Genomic DNA, 15,727 nt, shown 5'->3' with positions numbered 1-15,727 from the left:
GCCGCGATGTTCGATTTGTTCAAGATTGTCCACGACAACTGGCCGCTTTTCCTCATCGGCCAATACCCCCACGGCCCCTTGGGTGGCCTGGCCAGCACGCTGATCCTGGCGGCCTCGGCCCTGGTACTGGCATTCCCGCTGGGCCTGCTGCTGGCGCTGGCCAGGGTATCGCCCTGGCGCTGGCTGCGTTACCCGGCCACCGTGTGGGTCTACGTATTGCGCGGTATTCCGCTGCTGATGGTGATCTTCTGGACCTACTTCCTGGTGCCCTTGCTGATCGGCCACAACATCACCGGCTTCACCACCATGCTCTGCACCCTGGTGGTGTACCAGAGCGCGTACCTGGGCGAGATCATCCGCGGCGGCATCCAGGCCTTGCCCGGTGGCCAGTACGAAGGCGCCCGCGCCCTGGGCCTGGGCTATGTGCGCACCACGCTGTGGGTGATCCTGCCCCAGGCGCTTTACAACGCGCTGCCCAGCCTGATCAGCCAGTTCGTGTCGATCATCAAGGAAACCTCCCTGGGCTACGTGATCAACGTGCAGGAAGTGACCTTTGCCGCCAACCAGGTCAACAACCAGTTGTTGACCAAGCCGTTCCAGGTGTTCTTCATCCTGGCCATCACCTATTACGTCCTGTGCTACGGCCTGACCCGCCTGGCCGGCGCGCTGGAAGGGCGCATCGCCCGCAAGCGCCTGGGCAGTGCCGCCACCGCGACGCCGCAGGCTTCCCTGCTGACCACCGATAACTGAAGAGGGTTGCCTTCATGCATCCGATGATCATGTTTTCCAGCATCAACAAATGGTATGGCGAGTATCAGGCACTCACCAACATCACCGCCGAGGTCAAGCGCGGCGAAGTGGTGGTGCTGTGCGGGCCGTCGGGCTCGGGCAAGTCGACGCTGATTCGCACCGTCAACCGCCTGGAGGACATCCAGAAAGGCCAGATCCTGTTCGACGGCCAGGACGTCAACGGCACCGACGCCAACCTCAACCGCCTGCGCAGCCGTGTCGGCTTCGTGTTCCAGAGCTTCAACCTGTTCCCGCACCTGTCGGTGCTGGACAACATCATCCTCACCCCGACCAAGGTGCGCGGCCTCAAGGCCAGCGCCGCCAAGGCCCAGGCCTTGCAGTTGCTGGACCGCGTGGGCCTGGCGCACAAGGCCAACGCCTACCCGGCGCAGCTGTCCGGTGGCCAGCAGCAGCGGGTGGCGATCGCCCGTGCCCTGGCCATGGAGCCGCCGGTGATGCTCTTCGACGAACCCACCAGCGCCCTGGACCCGGAAATGGTCGGCGAAGTGCTGAGCGTGATGAAGGGCCTGGCCAAGGAGGGCATGACCATGATGTGCGTGACCCACGAAATGAATTTTGCCCGCGAAGTGGCAGACACCATCTGGTTCATGGACGCCGGGCAAATCCTGGAAAAGACCGCCCCCGAACAGTTTTTCAGCCAACCCAGCCATCCCCGTGCGCAGCGCTTCATCGCCGACCTGCGCGCCCACTGAATCCAACCCCCTGGAGTAAGCCCCATGGCACTGACTAAATTGCTGACCGCCATCGCCCTGGCGCCCCTGGCCATCGCGGTGGCCCACGCCGACCAGCTGAGCGACGTGATGGCCAAGAAGAGCCTGAGCTGCGGTGTGTACGCCGACGTGCCACCGTTTTCGGCGCCCGACCCGACCACCCGCGAACTGGTAGGCATGGACGTCGACCTGTGCACTGCCCTGGCCAAGCACCTGGGTGTGGCCCTGGAGCTCAAGCCGATGTCGGTGGAAGCCCGGGTGCCGGAGGTGAAGATGGGCCGCGTGGACCTGATCTTCGCCAACCTGGCGTACACCAAGAGCCGCGCCGAACAGATCCAGTTCAGCGACCCGTACTACATCGCCAAGGAAACCCTGGTGGTGCGCGCGCCGAACGCCGACCAGCCGCGTGAATTCTTCAAGGGCAAGAAAATCAGCTCCACCAAGGGCTCGACGTCGGAGCAATCGATCCGCCTGGCCGATGCCACACCCGTGACCTTCCAGGACACCGGGTCAGCCTACATGGCCCTGCAGCAGAACAAAGTCGTGGGGCTGGTGACCAACACCATGACCGCCATCAAACTGGTGGGCCAGGCGAAGGAGGGTGGGGTGAACCTGGCCATCGCCAAGGAACCCATGGCCCTGGAACCCATCGGTGCTGGCATGCGCCAGGGCGAACCCGCCTTCCTGGCCAAGGTCAATGAAGCCCTGCGCGCCATGGACCAGGCCGGTGAGATCGACGCCATCTGGAACCGCTGGATCGGCCCGGACACTGCCTACAAGATGGTTCGTGAAGACAAGGTGCAAAGCCTCGCCGACCTGAAGTTCGACCCGCTGCCGTGATTCGGTAAGGGCTGTGCGACGCTCGGGAACCAGGTCGCCCGTCTCTGCTGACAGCAGGCGGGTACCGTTCCCGAGCGTCGCGCGGCCGTGTCGCGCGTCCTCCAGGGGCCTGGAGGGTTATTCCACGCAGCAGACCCAGTGATGGTCATGCCGGTACGGGGCGCGGGTGAAGTGTACGTCCGAAACCAGTACCAGGCCGCGCTGTTGCAGGGCTTCGGTCAGTTCTACCAGTGTCTCTGCTTCGATGGTCATGTGTGTTTACCTCGCCAGATTGACTGCATACATAGGTCTTGACCGACCCCGGCGCGGGTTGATTCATTTTTTCTTCGCTTGCTACCTAAGTAGGATCCGCCCTGGGGTCATATCATGCTTTCATGAAGGCTTTTGCGCACATGGAGTGACCGATGAACCACCTACCGCTACGCTCGAGCCTCGCCCTGGCCCTGCTCACGGCCAGCATCACCGCCCACGCCGCGGGGTTGGCCAGCCAGCGCAGCAGCTTCGGCACCCTGGCCGACGGCACGGCCATCGACAAGTACACCTTGACCAACAGCCACGGCATGCAGGTGGGGGTGATCACCTATGGCGCCATCCTGCAGTCGGTGATCGTCGCCGACAAGAACGGTCACTTCGACGATGTGCTGCTGGGTTTCGACAACGCCCGCGACTACCAGGCGAAAAACGGCGATCCGCACTTCGGCGCCACCATCGGCCGCTACGCCAACCGCATCGCCGACGGCACCTTCGCCCTCGACAGCCGGGTCTACAAGGTGCCCCTCAATGCCGGCCCCAATGCCATGCACGGCGGCCCAAAGGGCTTCGACACCCACGTCTGGAAAGCAGTGCCCACGCGCGACAAGGACTCGGTGGGCGTGACCCTGAGCTACGTCAGCGCCGACGGCCAGATGGGCTTTCCCGGCGAGCTCACCACCCAGGTGACCTACAGCCTGACCGAACAGGACGAATTGCGCATCCAGTTCCACGCCACCACCAGCAAACCGACGGTCGTCAACCTGACCAACCACGGCTATTACAACCTGGCAGGCGCGGGCAGCGGCACCATCCTGGACCAGGTGGCCACCCTGCACGCCAGCCATTACACGCCGGTCTCGGCTAAGTTGATCCCCACCGGCGAGATCGCCCCGGTGGCCGGTACGCCCATGGACTTCCTGGCGCCCACGCCAATCGGCACCCACATCAAGGCGGACCACCCGCAACTCAAGTACGCGGAGCCCAAGCAGGGCGGTTTCGACTTCAATTATGTGCTGGACACCCAGGGCGACCTGAGCAAGCCGGCCGTGGAAATCAGTGACCCGCACTCGGGCCGTCGCCTGCAGCTGTTCACCACCCAGCCCGCGGTGCAGTTCTACACCTCCAACTCCCTGGACGGCTCCATCAAGGGCAAGGCTGGGAAGGTGTATGGGCACTGGGGGGCCTTTGCCCTGGAGGCTGAGCACTACCCCGATTCGCCCAACCAGCCTGCGTTCCCCAGTACTCGGCTGAACCCCGGCCAGCTGTACCAGCAAACCACGGTGATGAAGTTTTCCCACGACTGACCGGCGTGGCGGTAAGATGGCCACTTGATATTGATGTGAACAAGGGAAACACATGATGGTTGGTTTCAACGGCAAGGCCTGCGCGATGCTGGCTACCCTCGTGGCCCTGGCGGGCTGCACCTCCACCCCTCCGGCGGCAAAGCCTGCGGCCGGCTCGCGCACCGTGCTGCAACACGTGGTCTACCCGGCGGGCTATGAAGTGAACGTGATTCGCATCATCCTCCCGGCCAACACCAACTCGCCGCACCACACCCACCCAGACCTGGAGTCGGGCTACGTGGCGCGCGGCTCGGTGACCATTGCCATCGACGGCCAGCCGGAGCACGTGCTGCATGCCGGGGACACCTTCGAAACCCCGGCCGGTGCCCCGCACATCGTCAAGAACGGCCCGCAGGAAACCGAGATCGTGTCCACCTACATCACCGAGCTGGGCAAGCCGCTGACCCAGGTGCTGCCTCAGTAACCGCACCGGCCTCGGCCGAGGAAGACTGACGCCCGGTTGGGGGGCGGTCCGGGTTCACTGGGCCGCCTGGTCTTCCTGCACGCCTTCGATGGTCAGCAACTGCTTGAGGATTTCCTCGGCCTGGGCCCCGGAGGTGCGCACCAGCTCGATGGTGACGCTGTCGGTGTCCTCCTGGCTGCCTTTCTCGACGATGAACTGCTTGACCTTGCTGGAGCGGTTGCCCATCACCTCGTTGACCTTTTTCAAGGTCAGGGTGCGTGACGGCGCGACCAGTTTCAGCACGTGCTTCTTCACCTTGTTGCGGTACAGGCGCTCCACCGGTTTGATCGCCACCAGAATCAGCAGAATCATGAAGGTCGCCGCAGTGCCCACTGCGTAGAGCCCGCCCCCCACCGCCAGGCCGATCGCCGCCACCGTCCACAGGCTGGCCGCCGTGGTCAGCCCGCGGATCACTTCGCCGCGCAGCAGGATCGAGCCGGCGCCCAGAAAGCCGATCCCCGAGACCACCTGCGCCGCCACCCGGGAAGGGTCCAGTTCGGTATGGGCCATTTGCAAGGCATCATGGAAGCCGAAAGCCGAGACGATCATCAGCAGGCATGAGCCCACGCACACCAGCATATGCGTGCGCAGCCCGGCGGCCCACAGCAGGCGCTCGCGTTCCAGGCCGATCAGGCTGCCGAGCAAGGCCGCCAGCAGCAGACGAATGCACATTTCCCAGTCACTGAGCATGGTTTCCTCCCTTTGGTTGACGCAGAGTGGACCTGTGGGCCGCCAGGTTGGTTCTGGGCGCGGTCTCTCTGAGTCTGGCTTCTTTGGTCGGAAAAATCGCGGCTGCGGCAATGTGGGGTCCGCTGGCCCCTGCGAAAAAGCCCGGCAAGCGATTACAATCCGGCTTTTAACCGCAGAATTGACAGGCCAGTCAGGTTATGACGCTCGATCCACCCACAATGTTGACCCTTTCCGTCGCCCTGGCTGCGGCGGCGGCGCTTTACCTGGCGGTGGAGTGGCGCAGCGTTCGCGAGGCATCGCTGCTGTTCTGGAGTGGTGGCTTCGCGATCATCGCCGTCGGCTGTGTGCTGGCCTTGATGCGCGGCAGCGGCCTGGTGCTGGTGGGGGTATGGTTCGCCAATGGCCTGCTGGTGGTGGCGCACTGGCTGTTCCTGCTGGGGGTGGCGCGGTTTACCGAAACCCGCCTGTCGCGGGGCTGGTACCTGATCGTGGTGGTCTGGCTGGCCATGCTCACGCTGCCCAGCGACCAGGCCTGGTCGAAGGTGATGCTGATGGTCCAGTCGTCGATGATCGTCCTGGTGACCCTGCGCGCCAGCTTCCTGCTGCGGCCCCACGGCAAGTCCCTCAGTGTCGGGGCGGTGCAGCTGCGTTATGTGTTGCTGGGCCATGGCTTGTTCTACCTGTTCAAGGTGGGCACCGCGGCCATTTCCGGCACTGCCATCGACCTGGTGTCCTTCCGCGGGGAAATCATCCAGATTTCCCTGGTGGAAGGCGCCATCGCGATCATGCTGATCGCGTTGTCCATGACCGGCACCGAGCGCTATCGCCGCGAACAGCAGATCGCCCGCCTGGCCAACCGCGACCCGTTGACGGCCCTGTATAACCGCCGTGCGCTGGAGGTCCGCGCGCCGCGGTTGCTCAACCAGGTCGCCCGTCACCGCCCCGGGGCATTGCTGTTGATCGACATCGACAACTTCAAACCGGTCAACGACCTGTACGGCCACACGGCGGGTGACCGCTTGCTGATTACCCTCAGCGAGATGGTTCGTGCAGTGCTGCCCGAGGGCTCGCTGGCAGCGCGGCTGGGCGGCGATGAGTTCGTGATCCTGTTGGCCAATGCCTCCAGCGAACGTGTCGAAGCCCTGGGAACGGCGTTGCGCGAGCAGTTCCGCCACGTCGCGGCGCAGACCTTCGACACGCCCACGCCGGTCACGCTGAGCATTGGCGCCACCCTGTTCGACCGACCGCCCACCAGCCTGGCCGCGCTGATCGAGCAGGGCGACCACGCGCTCTATGCCTCCAAGCGCGGGGGACGCGACAGTATCCGCCTGGTGGACCGCACCACGACAGCCGCCGCGCCGGTCACGGGGCCCTGAGGCGGAGGAAGTCCACCCAGGCCCGCAGCGGGGCGCTCATCGAGCGGCTGGGGTAATACAGATAGAAGCCCGCGAAGGGCGGTGTCCAGTCCGGTAGTACCTGCACCAGCAAGCCCTGTTCGACGTAAGCCTGCACCTGATGGGCGAAGAGGTAGGCCAGGCCGGCGCCGTCCAGTACCACACGGGTCAGCATGGCCGGGTCACTGACCAGGATGGGCCCGTCCACCTTGACTTCCAGCACCTTGCCGTCACGTTCGAACTCCCACCGGTAGGGGCTGCCGTCCGTGGGCCGGCGGTAGCCCAGGCACGCATGTTGCCGCAGGTCCTGGGGCGTGAGCGGCATTGTGCAGCGCTGAAGGTAGGCGGGGGCGGCGACCACCATCATCTGCAGTTCACCACCCAGCTTTACCGCGATCATGTCCTGTTCGAGCCGCTCGCCCAGCCGCACGCCGGCGTCATAGCCCTGGGCGACGATGTCCACCAGGCGGTCGTCCACCTCTATTTCCAGCTTGATGCCGGGGTGGCATTGCAAAAACGGCGCCACCAGCGGGGCTAGGCAGTGCAGGGCGGCGTCGCGGGTGCTATTGATACGCAGGCGGCCAGTGACGGTTCCGGGCTTGGCACCTGCCTCGGCCACCGCGGCCTCCAGCGCCTCGAACGTAGGTTGCAGACGAGCCAGCAGCTGTGCCCCTGTCTCGGTCAGCGCAACGCTACGGGTAGTCCGGTTGAACAAGCGGGCGCCGACGCGCATCTCAAGCGCCTTGAGCGTCTGGCTCAGGGCCGAGGCCGACATGCCCAGGTAGGCCGCCGCCCGGGTGAAACTACCGTGCTCGGCGATGGCGACGAAGGCCTTCAGTTCCGCGAATTCGCTACCGCGCATTATGCCTCCGTTACTAAATGACCTTCGGGGATAATAGCCGATTATTATTCGAATCGGCTGTTGGCATGCTGTGCCTTTGACCCCGACCGGAGGCGTGACATGAGCATGTTCAGTGGCAAGACCGTGATGATTACGGGCGGTACCCGAGGCATCGGGTTGGCGGGTGCCCAGCACATCCTCGCGCAGGGTGGCCGGGTTATCGCCAGTGGGCGGCGCAACGAATCCCTCAGCCCGACAGACGACTGCGTGGTGGTACTGGGCGATGTTGGCGACCCCGTCAACGTCCAGGTCCTGGCCGCGGCGGCCGAAAGAGCAGGGGGCCTGGATGGGTTGTGGCTCAACGCCGGGTTTGCCCGGGTGGGCGCATTGGAGGCGATGACCGCCGAGTGCTTCGACGCGCTGATGGCGACCAACGTACGAGCGCCGGCGCTGCAGCTGGCACGGCTTGCACCGCTATTGAAACCGGGTGCCTCGGTGGTGGTGACGGCGTCATCGTCGGCGTTCGAGGCGGCGCCGCTGGTCAGTGCCTACGCCGCCACCAAGGGGGCGTTACTGTCGATGGTGCGGTGCTGGGCGGCAAGCCTGGCGCCCCGGGGCATTCGCGTCAACGCGATCGTGCCGGGGCCCATCGACACCGGGTTTCGCGGGTTCATGGGCGAGGCGGCGCAGGTGCAGTTCGAGCGCGCCGTGGTCGAACAGGTACCCCTGGGGCGCGCCGGTTCAGCGCACGAGGCCGCCGCGGTGGCGCTGTTCCTGCTATCGGCGCAGGCCAGCTATGTGACCGGTAGCCAATACGCGGTGGATGGCGGTCTTGTGATGCGCTAGCGCCTGCGCAAGTGTCAAGATTGTGTAGCGTCATGTCGCTGTCATGTTTCATTGCTAGCGTTGCCGCCGATCGCATGTACAGCGCTCGTTACAACAATCAAGCACCCCGGCCGGGCAAGCTGCTCTGGCCAGGGGCGCATCGCCCGTTCAGGTATCGACCATCATGCACGCAGCCGTCTCGCGCAGGCCGTTCATCATCCGCTCCGACCACATGGGCGGCGAAGCATTTGGCAGCCTCTTTTCCAGGGTGTTCGGCAACCTCTACAACGACCTTCCCCGCACCGGTAGCCCCGTGAGTATCGCCGGCGTGTATGGCCGCTATGAAGGCGTCAGCTTCCGGCGCCTGTGCTATCGGGGCGATTTCACCGTGCAGATCCCCGACCTCGATGACGAGATCACCTTTGTCATCCCCACGGCGGGGCAGATCATTTTCAACCTGGCGGACGCCACCGTGGGCAGGCCGCAGGTGGGCCTGGCGGTGGAAAAGACCCAGGTGCGCTCAGTGCAGATCATTGATGGCCACGGGCAGCATGGCCTGTCGATACGCCGCGGGCTGTTCACTCAACGGCTGTCGACCTTGCTGGGCCGCCCCATCGTGCGCAAGATTCGTTTCGAGCCGCAGGTGGATCTGAGTCGCGAGGCCTTTCAGGGCATCAAGGCCATCGTTGCGTTCGCCACGGGTGACGAGCTGGACACGCTCATGAACAGCAGCGCCCTGATGCCGACGCGGTTGCAGGAAATGCTGGTGGACGCGGTGCTGGAAAGCTGGCCGCACAGCTACAGCGAGGCGCTGCGCCGGCCTGGCCCGTCCATCGCTCCCCGGCACGTGCGCCTGGCCATGGAGTACATCCAGGAACACCCCCACTGCCTGGTCAGCAGCACCGAATTGGCGGCGCTCAGCCATGTCAGCCTGCGCGCCCTGCAGGACGGTTTTCGGCGTTTCATGGGCACCTCCATCGCCGCCTACCAGCGCCAGGTTCGCCTGGCCCGTGCCTATGAAGCCTTCCGGCAAGGGGCGGCGGCCTCGGTGACCGAGGTCGCCCTGCAGCTGGGGTTTTCCAATGTCGGACGTTTCTGCCACTACTTCCAGAACGCCTACGGGTTGAGCCCGCAGGACGTTCGCAATGGCCTGCGCAGCGCCGGTCAGAACTGGTAGCTGGCCTTCACGCTACCGCTCACGCCCTGGCTACCGCCACCGGTGAGCGCGCCGGCTTCGGCGCCGACACTGAAGGCACCCAGGCTGGCCGTCAGGTTGAGGGCGCCGCTGAACTGATCGCGGGTGGAATACGCCGCCTGTTGCTCGATGTCCAGGCCAAGCAGGTGTGCGTCGCTGGTCACTGAGTGGTTACCCAGCACATGCTCGTAACCCACCTGGGCACCCGGCACCAGTTGCCAGCCCCGGGCTACGCCAATCGGCGCCAGCGAGGCCTTGAGCTGAGTGAAGGCGCTGCGCCGGGTCTGGTGCGTGGCGTCGACGTCCAGGGCCACTTCGCTGCCTTTTTCGTCGAAGCCGTCCAGGTTCAGGTGGCTGATCCGCACGCCAACGCTCGGTTCCAGGGTCACCTGGCTCATGGGCAGGCGGTAACCCAGGGCGACGTTGGCGCTGCTCAGGGTGCCATGGGTATCACCGTCGGCCGCCCCCAACCCACCACCGATCTGACGCTTGCTGCTGTAGTCCACATAACCGGCCATGGCATCGGCACTGACGAACAGGCCGTGCTCAAGGCTGTTGGCCCCCAGCCGTGTGCCGGCGGTGAGGAAGGTCAGGTCGGTGTCCACCGAGCCGCTGGCGCCACCGATGCTGCCACGGCTGTAGCCGAAGGCGGCATGGCCACTCAGTTGTTCGCTGAAGCGCTGGGTCAGCCCGACCATCGTGCCTTGGGTGTGTTCATTGCTGCTGGCAGCCTGGCTTGAACCATCGGTGCCCAGGTAGCCGGCCAGGCCCGCCGTCCACACGCTGCGTTGGCCTACCTTGAGGTCGGTGCCGCTGGCGTAAGGGGCGGCGGCGCCCTCGATCAAGGCGTCCTGGCGCAGCAGGTAGCTGGCGGCGTCGGCATGCACCTGGCCGCCGATGGTGGACTGCACGCCGCCCAGGTCACCAGCGTCGATGGCCGATTGCAGGTAGTAGTTGTAGGCGGTGTAGGCGCCGGACAGGCTGCTGTTCTGCAATTGCTGGAGCAACAGGGCCCCGGCCGCGGCGTTACCCACGAAGCCCGCCTGGCCGGGCAGGCTGTTGTAGTAGACCATCTTGGCACGCAGCACATAGATAGTTGCCTGGGACAGCCCCAGGCCTTCCTTGAGGTAGTTGTCCATGCTGCCGTACAGCGCGGTCACCTCGTCCAGTGCCGCCTGCAGGTAGCTGGCGTCCACTGTCAGGGTCGGCTCGTAAATGGCCGCGAGGCTGGCGGGCAGTGCGGCCAGCGTGGCATCGACCCGGGTGGCGGTGTAGGCGTTGGTAGCCAGGTAGTCGGCCATGATCGTGGCGCTGTCGACCCCGGCGATGCTCAACAGTACGGCCGTGGCCCAGCCGGTGCGGTCCTTGCCCGCGGTGCAGTGGAACAGCGCGGCGCCGTCCACCGAAGCCAGGTCATTGAACAGCACGGCGAACTCGCTGCGCACGTTGGCGTCGCTGACGAACTCGCGGTTGGTTTCCTGCATCAGCGCCACGGCGCTGGCTGCGCTGTCCACGGTGATGCTGCTCAGCACCGCCCCCGAGGTCAGGTTGCCCAGGATATCGACGTTGGTGTAGGTCGCGCCGTCGAGCTGGGTATCGGGGGTGGCGGCGATCTCGCTGGCGGTGCGCAGGTCGTACACTGCGGTGATCCCCAGGCTGTTGAGCGTCGCCAGGTCCGCGGCCGATGGCGTCAGGGCGTTGGAGCGGTAGAACACCCCCGTACGCATGGTGCCGTCATTGGCAGTGGTGTACGCCGTCGTGGTGCCGGCGATGTCGCGGAAGTTGTCGACGCTGCTCAGGATGGGCGTGGTGATGGCGTCGGTTTCGGCGGCCTGGGCAGCGGTGATCGACAGCGTCATGGCAGACAGTGAACAGAGGAGTCGGGACAGCACAATGCAGCTTCCTTGGGAACGGGTTGGGCTGCCTACTATCTGTGTCCAGATGAACGCCAATGTGACAACTGCGCCGGGCGCAGAAAAGCCTGCGCGAAGTGTCCGCACTGTGCGCGTGTTGTCCGTGCCATTGCCTGAAACAGCCTGCTGGCGAAGCGCCGCGCCCGTGGCGCCCTCTCAGGCTAACGCGCCCTGGACGTCCAGCAACCGCTGCAGAAATGTCGCCAATATCACCTCTTCCAGCCGCAGGCCCGTGCGGTTGCGCAAGGTGGCCAGCCCGTAGGACTTGGTAGCAAGCGCCTCAGACCACGGCGTAGAATTTGCGCACGTAGCCCTGGCTCAACCACCCGCAACCCGCGCCCTTGGCGACGAAAACGGTGTCGCCTGGGTTCACCACCAGCTCGCGGCCCTGGTCCAGGCGCAATGTCACCTGGCCTTCGGTCAGGTGCATCAACTCGTGGCACAGATGCCCGCGGCTGCGTCGCTCATACGCAGTGGAGTCCCACACGCCGACGCGCAGGGCGCCTTCCTCAAACGCCCCTTGGGCCCGGCACTGGGGGGCCTGGCTGATGAGGATGTCGTCACCCGGCGGCGCGGACGGGCTCAAGTGGGCGTGCCGGTCCAGTACCGTCAGCCCAGGCTTTGCGCCCGCTTGTGCGCGGGTTGCGCACCAGGCCCACAGCGCCTCGGCGCCAGCGTCGAGGGTGAATGCCGTGCCCCGGGCGATGACCACGCTGCCCCCGGCCTTCAAGTGCACCACTTGCTCGCCGCTGACCACGCTCAATTCCCCTGCATGCACGACCAGCATCTCCGTCAGCGGATAGTCCACCACTTCATGGCGGCCGCCCACCCTGACGACACCGGCAGCAAACCCCAGGTCGTCCGTGAAGACGGTACTGCGCCCTGCGGCGAACGGGTCGTCGGCCACCCATGGGCCAACCCCTGCCGCGCCACAGGCAGCGTGCCCCTCTGCAAACGCCAACACCACTGCAATCGAACCGCTCATATCTTTTTCCCTTGCAATCAACCAATGGCCTGAGTGACCAACGCAAAGGCACGCGCGTCACCCGAGGGCCGCGGGATTTCCCCGCGGCTCATGCAGGTAACGGTATCCACCCCGGGCAAACCGACGCTGTCCAGGAACCCTTCAAGCCCACAGCCCACGGGGATGTCGATGCGCACGAAGGCATCCGGCACCTGGGCCAGCAGGTGCTCGATCAGCCCTTGCGCCTGCTCGGCGCTGCCGGCCACCACCGGGCCTATGCAGCGGCCGCGGCCGAATGGGCGAAGCACGGCGAAGGCCTGAAGTTGGCCGTCGACATCGATGCCAACCGCCTGCTCGATGTCGGCAAACACCGCCTGCATCACGCTGCCGCGCGCCAGCCCGGTAGCGGCACTGGCCAGCGCGCTCATGCGGGGGTGGTCTGCCGCCGTCAGCCCGCGGCCCGGCGTGGCAGGCGCGGTCAGGGCGCCCACGGTCCCCTGGCGTTGCTGAATGTGGCCGAATTCCACGAAACCCATTTTGCGGTACAGCGGCGCCCCCGCCACGGTGGCATTCAATAGCGCCGTGCGTGGGCCGATGCTTGCCAGTGCCAGGTCCATCAAGCGCCGGCCAATGCCATGGCCCTGGTAGTCGTCACTGACGATCACCAGGCCGATGGTCGACCACGCGCCCTGGTGGCAGGCGAAGGCCGAGCCGATGACGCGGCCGTTGTCCAGGGCGACGAAGCCGTCGGCGACACTCTGCAGCATGGCCCAGTCCTGGGCGCGGTGCGGCCACTTCAGGGCAACGGACAAGGCATGGGCGGCCGGTACGTCGGCGGCGGTCATGGGGCGGTACGTGTAGTCAGGCATGGGGGGGCTCCGGTGGGTCGCGATGGCGCCTTGTATCGCACCTGCGCCGAGGGCTGGCAAGGGGGCGAGACAACTTCGGCAGATTGTGCACGGCGGCACGGGGCGGGCCACATTAACTGCTTCCACCGCCACGGCGCTCAGCAGCAAATGCCAGGACCGAGCCAGGTCCGCAGGGTTATCTTCAGCAGATTCTGCTTGCCGCAGGCCGCCTGCAGGCGTGGTGCGGTGGGCCCCTCTATAAAGCAGCGGCAAACCCCCGTTTTTTCAAGGCCCCCACGCGCCTGGCGCTCGTCTTGCATTGGTCTTTTCCGGCGCAGATTCTGCTGCCGTTGGCCGGCTGCTGCCGTCCGGGTCCCGAATTCCGGGGCCAAAACGGCGCACTTTTGCAGCCTTTGCCCGCGTGTGGAGCAGAAAGCACGCAATGCTGCGGGGACGTGTCAAAACGGTTTTTTGTGTTTTCCAGCCTGCGCTTTAAACGCCATCTGCTGATTTCACAGTGGTGTAATGAAGTCGCTGCGCAACGGAGGGTTGCCCTCCCCTGGACTGCAACAACGGGCCTTTGCGCCACAGACTTCCACGAACTCAGGACGGCACCATGAGCTTTCTTCGCCCCAAATACATCACCTTCGATTGCTACGGCACCCTCACCAATTTTCACATGGGCACCATGACCCGTGAGCTGTTCGCCGACCGCGTGGCGGCCGAAAAGATGGACGCCTTCGTCAAGAGTTTCTCGTCCTACCGCCTGGATGAAGTGATGGGCGACTGGCAGCCCTACGACGTCATCCTCAAAAACGCCCTGGAGCGCACCTGCAAACGCTGGGGCGTAGCGTTCAGCGAAGCCGAGGCACGCCTCTACTACGACGCCGTGCCGACCTGGGGCCCGCACCCGGATGTGACCGCGGGCCTGGCGAAGATCGCCGACAAGATCCCCCTGGTGATTTTCTCCAACGCCAGCGATTCGCAGATCATGTCCAATGTGGACAAGCTGGGCGTGCCGTTCCACAAGGTATTCACCGCCGACCAGGCCAAGGTGTACAAGCCGCGCCTGGCGGCCTTCGAGTTCATGCTGGACAACCTGGGCTGCGGTCCCGAGGACGTGCTCCACGTGTCCTCCAGCTTCCGCTACGACCTGTTCTCGGCCCATGACATGGGCATCAAGAACAAGGCCTTCGTTGCCCGGGGCCATGAGCCTGCGGCCAACGCCAGCTACGAGTACAACCAGATCAGCGACATCGGCGGCCTGCCGGGCCTCGTCGGGTTGTAAGCGCACCCCAGGGCGCCGCCACGCTGGCGCCCGTTCCCATTGCCTGCAGGAGCCGTACATGAGCAGTGAATCCTACTGGTTGGATACCGCCCCGGCCTTCGGCCTCGGCCAGGCCGGGCCGGTCGAGGGGCAGGTTGACGTGGCCGTGGTGGGGGGTGGCTTCACCGGCCTGTCGGCGGCGCGTGCCTTGGCGCTAAAAGGCGCCCGGGTCGCGGTGTTCGAGGCCGGCCGCGTGATCGGCGAAGCATCGGGGCGCAACGGCGGGCAATGCAACACCGGGGTGGCCCAGGACTACGCGGTGTTGTCGGCCAAGCTGGGCGCAGGGCAGGCCCGAGCGTTCTACCAGGCTTATGAAAGCGCGGTGGCCAGCGTGGACGAAATCGTGCACAGCGAGGGCATCGACTGTCATTACCAGCGCAATGGGAAACTGAAGCTGGCCGCCAAGCCGGAGCATTTCGCCGGCATGGCCAGAACCTGTGAACTGATTCGCCGCGAGGTGGATGCCGACGTGCAGTTGCTGTCGGCCGCCGAGGTGCGCCGCGAGGTGGACTCGGATCAGTTTCACGGCGGCCTGTTGCAGCGCAATGGCGTGCAGATGCATGTGGGCCGTTTTGGCGTGGGGCTGGCCGAGGCGGCCGCGCGCAAGGGGGCGCTGATCTACGAAAACGCCGCGGTCAGCCAGTGGCAGGCCAGGGCGGGCGGGTACCAGGTGCACACGGCACGCGGCACGGTGCAGGCCAAGCAGTTGTTGCTGGCCTCGGGGGCGTCCCAGGTAGGCGACCTGAACTGGTACCGCCGGCGCATGGCCCCGGTGGGCAGTTTCATCATTGTCACCGAGGTACTGGCCCCTGACCTGCTAGCCCGGTTGCTGCCGGCCCAGCGCTCGTACGTGACCAGCCGCATCATCGGCAATTATTTCCGTGTGACGCCGGACAACCGCCTGCTGTTTGGCGGCCGGGCGCGCTTCGCCATGTCCAGCCCGCGTTCCGACGCCAAGAGCGGCGAGATTCTGCGCGCGGCCCTGGCGCAGATGTTCCCGGAACTGGCCCGGGTGCGCATCGATTATTGCTGGGGCGGGTTGGTGGACATGACCGCCGACCGCCTGCCACGGGCCGGCCAGCATGGCGGTATTTTCCACTCCATGGGCTACAGCGGCCATGGCGTGCAGATGTCGGTGCACATGGGCCGGGTGATGGCCGATGTGCTGGACGGCAATGCCGCGGCCAACCCCTGGCGCGGGCTCGACTGGCCAGCCATTCCGGGGCATTTCGGCAAACCCTGGTTCCTGCCCCTGGTAGGCGCGTACTACCGGCTGCAGGACCACTTGCACTGATTCAACCTGCTTTCGTTC

The 15,727-nt window shown here is 65.4% G+C and carries 16 protein-coding genes; 10 read left to right on the top strand and 6 right to left on the bottom strand.

Annotation, left to right across the window (positions count from 1 at the left end; translation table 11 throughout):
• Window positions 1–6: 6 nt before the first annotated feature.
• The 3 genes from HWQ56_RS17060 to HWQ56_RS17050 are packed head-to-tail and all read left to right on the top strand — an operon-like array spanning window position 7 to window position 2,360.
• Window positions 7–750 carry an amino acid ABC transporter permease gene (locus tag HWQ56_RS17060; RefSeq protein ID WP_176571254.1) on the top strand — a complete coding sequence of 248 codons (744 nt, stop codon included), beginning with the start codon at window positions 7–9 and terminating at the stop codon, window positions 748–750.
• A gap of 23 nt (window positions 751–773) precedes the next feature.
• Window positions 774–1,502 (top strand): amino acid ABC transporter ATP-binding protein, encoded by a 729-nt coding sequence (locus HWQ56_RS17055; protein ID WP_176572419.1) that lies wholly within the window; start codon window positions 774–776, stop codon window positions 1,500–1,502.
• Between the two features lie 24 nt (window positions 1,503–1,526).
• Window positions 1,527–2,360 (top strand): ABC transporter substrate-binding protein, encoded by an 834-nt coding sequence (locus HWQ56_RS17050; protein ID WP_176571253.1) that lies wholly within the window; start codon window positions 1,527–1,529, stop codon window positions 2,358–2,360.
• A gap of 117 nt (window positions 2,361–2,477) precedes the next feature.
• On the opposite strand, the gene HWQ56_RS29285 is transcribed toward HWQ56_RS17050, so the two are convergent.
• Window positions 2,478–2,612: a hypothetical protein gene (locus HWQ56_RS29285; RefSeq protein WP_267903662.1), complete on the bottom strand. Its 135-nt coding sequence runs from the start codon at window positions 2,610–2,612 to the stop codon at window positions 2,478–2,480.
• 152 nt (window positions 2,613–2,764) lie between these two features.
• Between HWQ56_RS29285 and HWQ56_RS17045 the strand changes: the two genes are divergently transcribed.
• Window positions 2,765–3,916, top strand: coding sequence for an aldose epimerase family protein (locus HWQ56_RS17045; RefSeq protein ID WP_158153304.1), 1,152 nt, complete (start codon window positions 2,765–2,767; stop codon window positions 3,914–3,916).
• Between the two features lie 52 nt (window positions 3,917–3,968).
• Window positions 3,969–4,379 (top strand): cupin domain-containing protein, encoded by a 411-nt coding sequence (locus HWQ56_RS17040; protein ID WP_176571252.1) that lies wholly within the window; start codon window positions 3,969–3,971, stop codon window positions 4,377–4,379.
• 54 nt (window positions 4,380–4,433) lie between these two features.
• On the opposite strand, the gene HWQ56_RS17035 is transcribed toward HWQ56_RS17040, so the two are convergent.
• Window positions 4,434–5,108, bottom strand: coding sequence for an MgtC/SapB family protein (locus HWQ56_RS17035; RefSeq protein WP_158153302.1), 675 nt, complete (start codon window positions 5,106–5,108; stop codon window positions 4,434–4,436).
• A gap of 197 nt (window positions 5,109–5,305) precedes the next feature.
• On the opposite strand from HWQ56_RS17035, the gene HWQ56_RS17030 reads away from it, so the two are divergent.
• Window positions 5,306–6,484, top strand: a complete 1,179-nt coding sequence (locus tag HWQ56_RS17030) for a GGDEF domain-containing protein (RefSeq protein ID WP_176571251.1) — start codon at window positions 5,306–5,308, stop codon at window positions 6,482–6,484.
• On the opposite strand, the gene HWQ56_RS17025 is transcribed toward HWQ56_RS17030, so the two are convergent.
• Window positions 6,471–7,364 (bottom strand): LysR family transcriptional regulator, encoded by an 894-nt coding sequence (locus HWQ56_RS17025; RefSeq protein ID WP_158153300.1) that lies wholly within the window; start codon window positions 7,362–7,364, stop codon window positions 6,471–6,473. The two genes, HWQ56_RS17030 and HWQ56_RS17025, sit on opposite strands and share 14 nt — an antisense overlap.
• 99 nt (window positions 7,365–7,463) lie before the next feature.
• On the opposite strand from HWQ56_RS17025, the gene HWQ56_RS17020 reads away from it, so the two are divergent.
• Window positions 7,464–8,189, top strand: coding sequence for an SDR family NAD(P)-dependent oxidoreductase (locus HWQ56_RS17020; protein ID WP_176571250.1), 726 nt, complete (start codon window positions 7,464–7,466; stop codon window positions 8,187–8,189).
• A 163-nt stretch (window positions 8,190–8,352) separates the two neighbouring features.
• On the top strand, window positions 8,353–9,345 hold the full coding sequence (locus HWQ56_RS17015) for a helix-turn-helix transcriptional regulator (protein ID WP_158153298.1): 993 nt from the start codon (window positions 8,353–8,355) through the stop codon (window positions 9,343–9,345).
• Here the strand turns inward: HWQ56_RS17015 and HWQ56_RS17010 are convergent.
• The 3 genes from HWQ56_RS17010 to HWQ56_RS17000 form a co-directional block, all read right to left on the bottom strand.
• Complete coding sequence (locus HWQ56_RS17010; protein WP_176571249.1) at window positions 9,333–11,255, bottom strand: tyrosine-protein phosphatase; 1,923 nt, start codon at window positions 11,253–11,255, stop codon at window positions 9,333–9,335. The genes HWQ56_RS17015 and HWQ56_RS17010 overlap by 13 nt on opposite strands.
• Before the next feature lie 301 nt (window positions 11,256–11,556).
• Window positions 11,557–12,261: a cupin domain-containing protein gene (locus HWQ56_RS17005; protein ID WP_176571248.1), complete on the bottom strand. Its 705-nt coding sequence runs from the start codon at window positions 12,259–12,261 to the stop codon at window positions 11,557–11,559.
• Window positions 12,262–12,278: 17 nt separating this feature from the next.
• A complete protein-coding gene (locus tag HWQ56_RS17000; protein ID WP_176571247.1) occupies window positions 12,279–13,109 on the bottom strand; it encodes a GNAT family N-acetyltransferase in 831 nt (276 codons plus the stop codon).
• Window positions 13,110–13,704: 595 nt separating this feature from the next.
• On the opposite strand from HWQ56_RS17000, the gene HWQ56_RS16995 reads away from it, so the two are divergent.
• Both HWQ56_RS16995 and HWQ56_RS16990 read left to right on the top strand, forming a co-directional pair.
• A complete protein-coding gene (locus tag HWQ56_RS16995; protein ID WP_176571246.1) occupies window positions 13,705–14,376 on the top strand; it encodes a haloacid dehalogenase type II in 672 nt (223 codons plus the stop codon).
• Window positions 14,377–14,434: 58 nt separating this feature from the next.
• Window positions 14,435–15,709, top strand: coding sequence for an NAD(P)/FAD-dependent oxidoreductase (locus HWQ56_RS16990; RefSeq protein WP_176571245.1), 1,275 nt, complete (start codon window positions 14,435–14,437; stop codon window positions 15,707–15,709).
• The last annotated feature ends 18 nt before the right edge of the window (window positions 15,710–15,727 follow it).

Origin of the sequence: Pseudomonas eucalypticola (genome assembly GCF_013374995.1) — a bacterium.
Taxonomy (GTDB): domain Bacteria; phylum Pseudomonadota; class Gammaproteobacteria; order Pseudomonadales; family Pseudomonadaceae; genus Aquipseudomonas; species Aquipseudomonas eucalypticola.
Note: the sequence above shows the minus strand (reverse complement) of the source record. Positions and strands in the feature narration are given on the sequence as shown.

What these genes read in the sequence shown, in the direction of transcription:
- HWQ56_RS17060 (WP_176571254.1), top strand. Translation starts at nt 7, where the DNA reads ATGTTCGATTTGTTCAAGATTGTCCACGACAACTGGCCGCTTTTCCTC.
- HWQ56_RS17055 (WP_176572419.1), top strand. Translation starts at nt 774, where the DNA reads ATGATCATGTTTTCCAGCATCAACAAATGGTATGGCGAGTATCAGGCA.
- HWQ56_RS17050 (WP_176571253.1), top strand. Translation starts at nt 1,527, where the DNA reads ATGGCACTGACTAAATTGCTGACCGCCATCGCCCTGGCGCCCCTGGCC.
- HWQ56_RS29285 (WP_267903662.1), bottom strand. Translation starts at nt 2,612, where the DNA reads ATGACCATCGAAGCAGAGACACTGGTAGAACTGACCGAAGCCCTGCAA.
- HWQ56_RS17045 (WP_158153304.1), top strand. Translation starts at nt 2,765, where the DNA reads ATGAACCACCTACCGCTACGCTCGAGCCTCGCCCTGGCCCTGCTCACG.
- HWQ56_RS17040 (WP_176571252.1), top strand. Translation starts at nt 3,969, where the DNA reads ATGATGGTTGGTTTCAACGGCAAGGCCTGCGCGATGCTGGCTACCCTC.
- HWQ56_RS17035 (WP_158153302.1), bottom strand. Translation starts at nt 5,108, where the DNA reads ATGCTCAGTGACTGGGAAATGTGCATTCGTCTGCTGCTGGCGGCCTTG.
- HWQ56_RS17030 (WP_176571251.1), top strand. Translation starts at nt 5,306, where the DNA reads ATGACGCTCGATCCACCCACAATGTTGACCCTTTCCGTCGCCCTGGCT.
- HWQ56_RS17025 (WP_158153300.1), bottom strand. Translation starts at nt 7,364, where the DNA reads ATGCGCGGTAGCGAATTCGCGGAACTGAAGGCCTTCGTCGCCATCGCC.
- HWQ56_RS17020 (WP_176571250.1), top strand. Translation starts at nt 7,464, where the DNA reads ATGAGCATGTTCAGTGGCAAGACCGTGATGATTACGGGCGGTACCCGA.
- HWQ56_RS17015 (WP_158153298.1), top strand. Translation starts at nt 8,353, where the DNA reads ATGCACGCAGCCGTCTCGCGCAGGCCGTTCATCATCCGCTCCGACCAC.
- HWQ56_RS17005 (WP_176571248.1), bottom strand. Translation starts at nt 12,261, where the DNA reads ATGAGCGGTTCGATTGCAGTGGTGTTGGCGTTTGCAGAGGGGCACGCT.
- HWQ56_RS17000 (WP_176571247.1), bottom strand. Translation starts at nt 13,109, where the DNA reads ATGCCTGACTACACGTACCGCCCCATGACCGCCGCCGACGTACCGGCC.
- HWQ56_RS16995 (WP_176571246.1), top strand. Translation starts at nt 13,705, where the DNA reads ATGAGCTTTCTTCGCCCCAAATACATCACCTTCGATTGCTACGGCACC.
- HWQ56_RS16990 (WP_176571245.1), top strand. Translation starts at nt 14,435, where the DNA reads ATGAGCAGTGAATCCTACTGGTTGGATACCGCCCCGGCCTTCGGCCTC.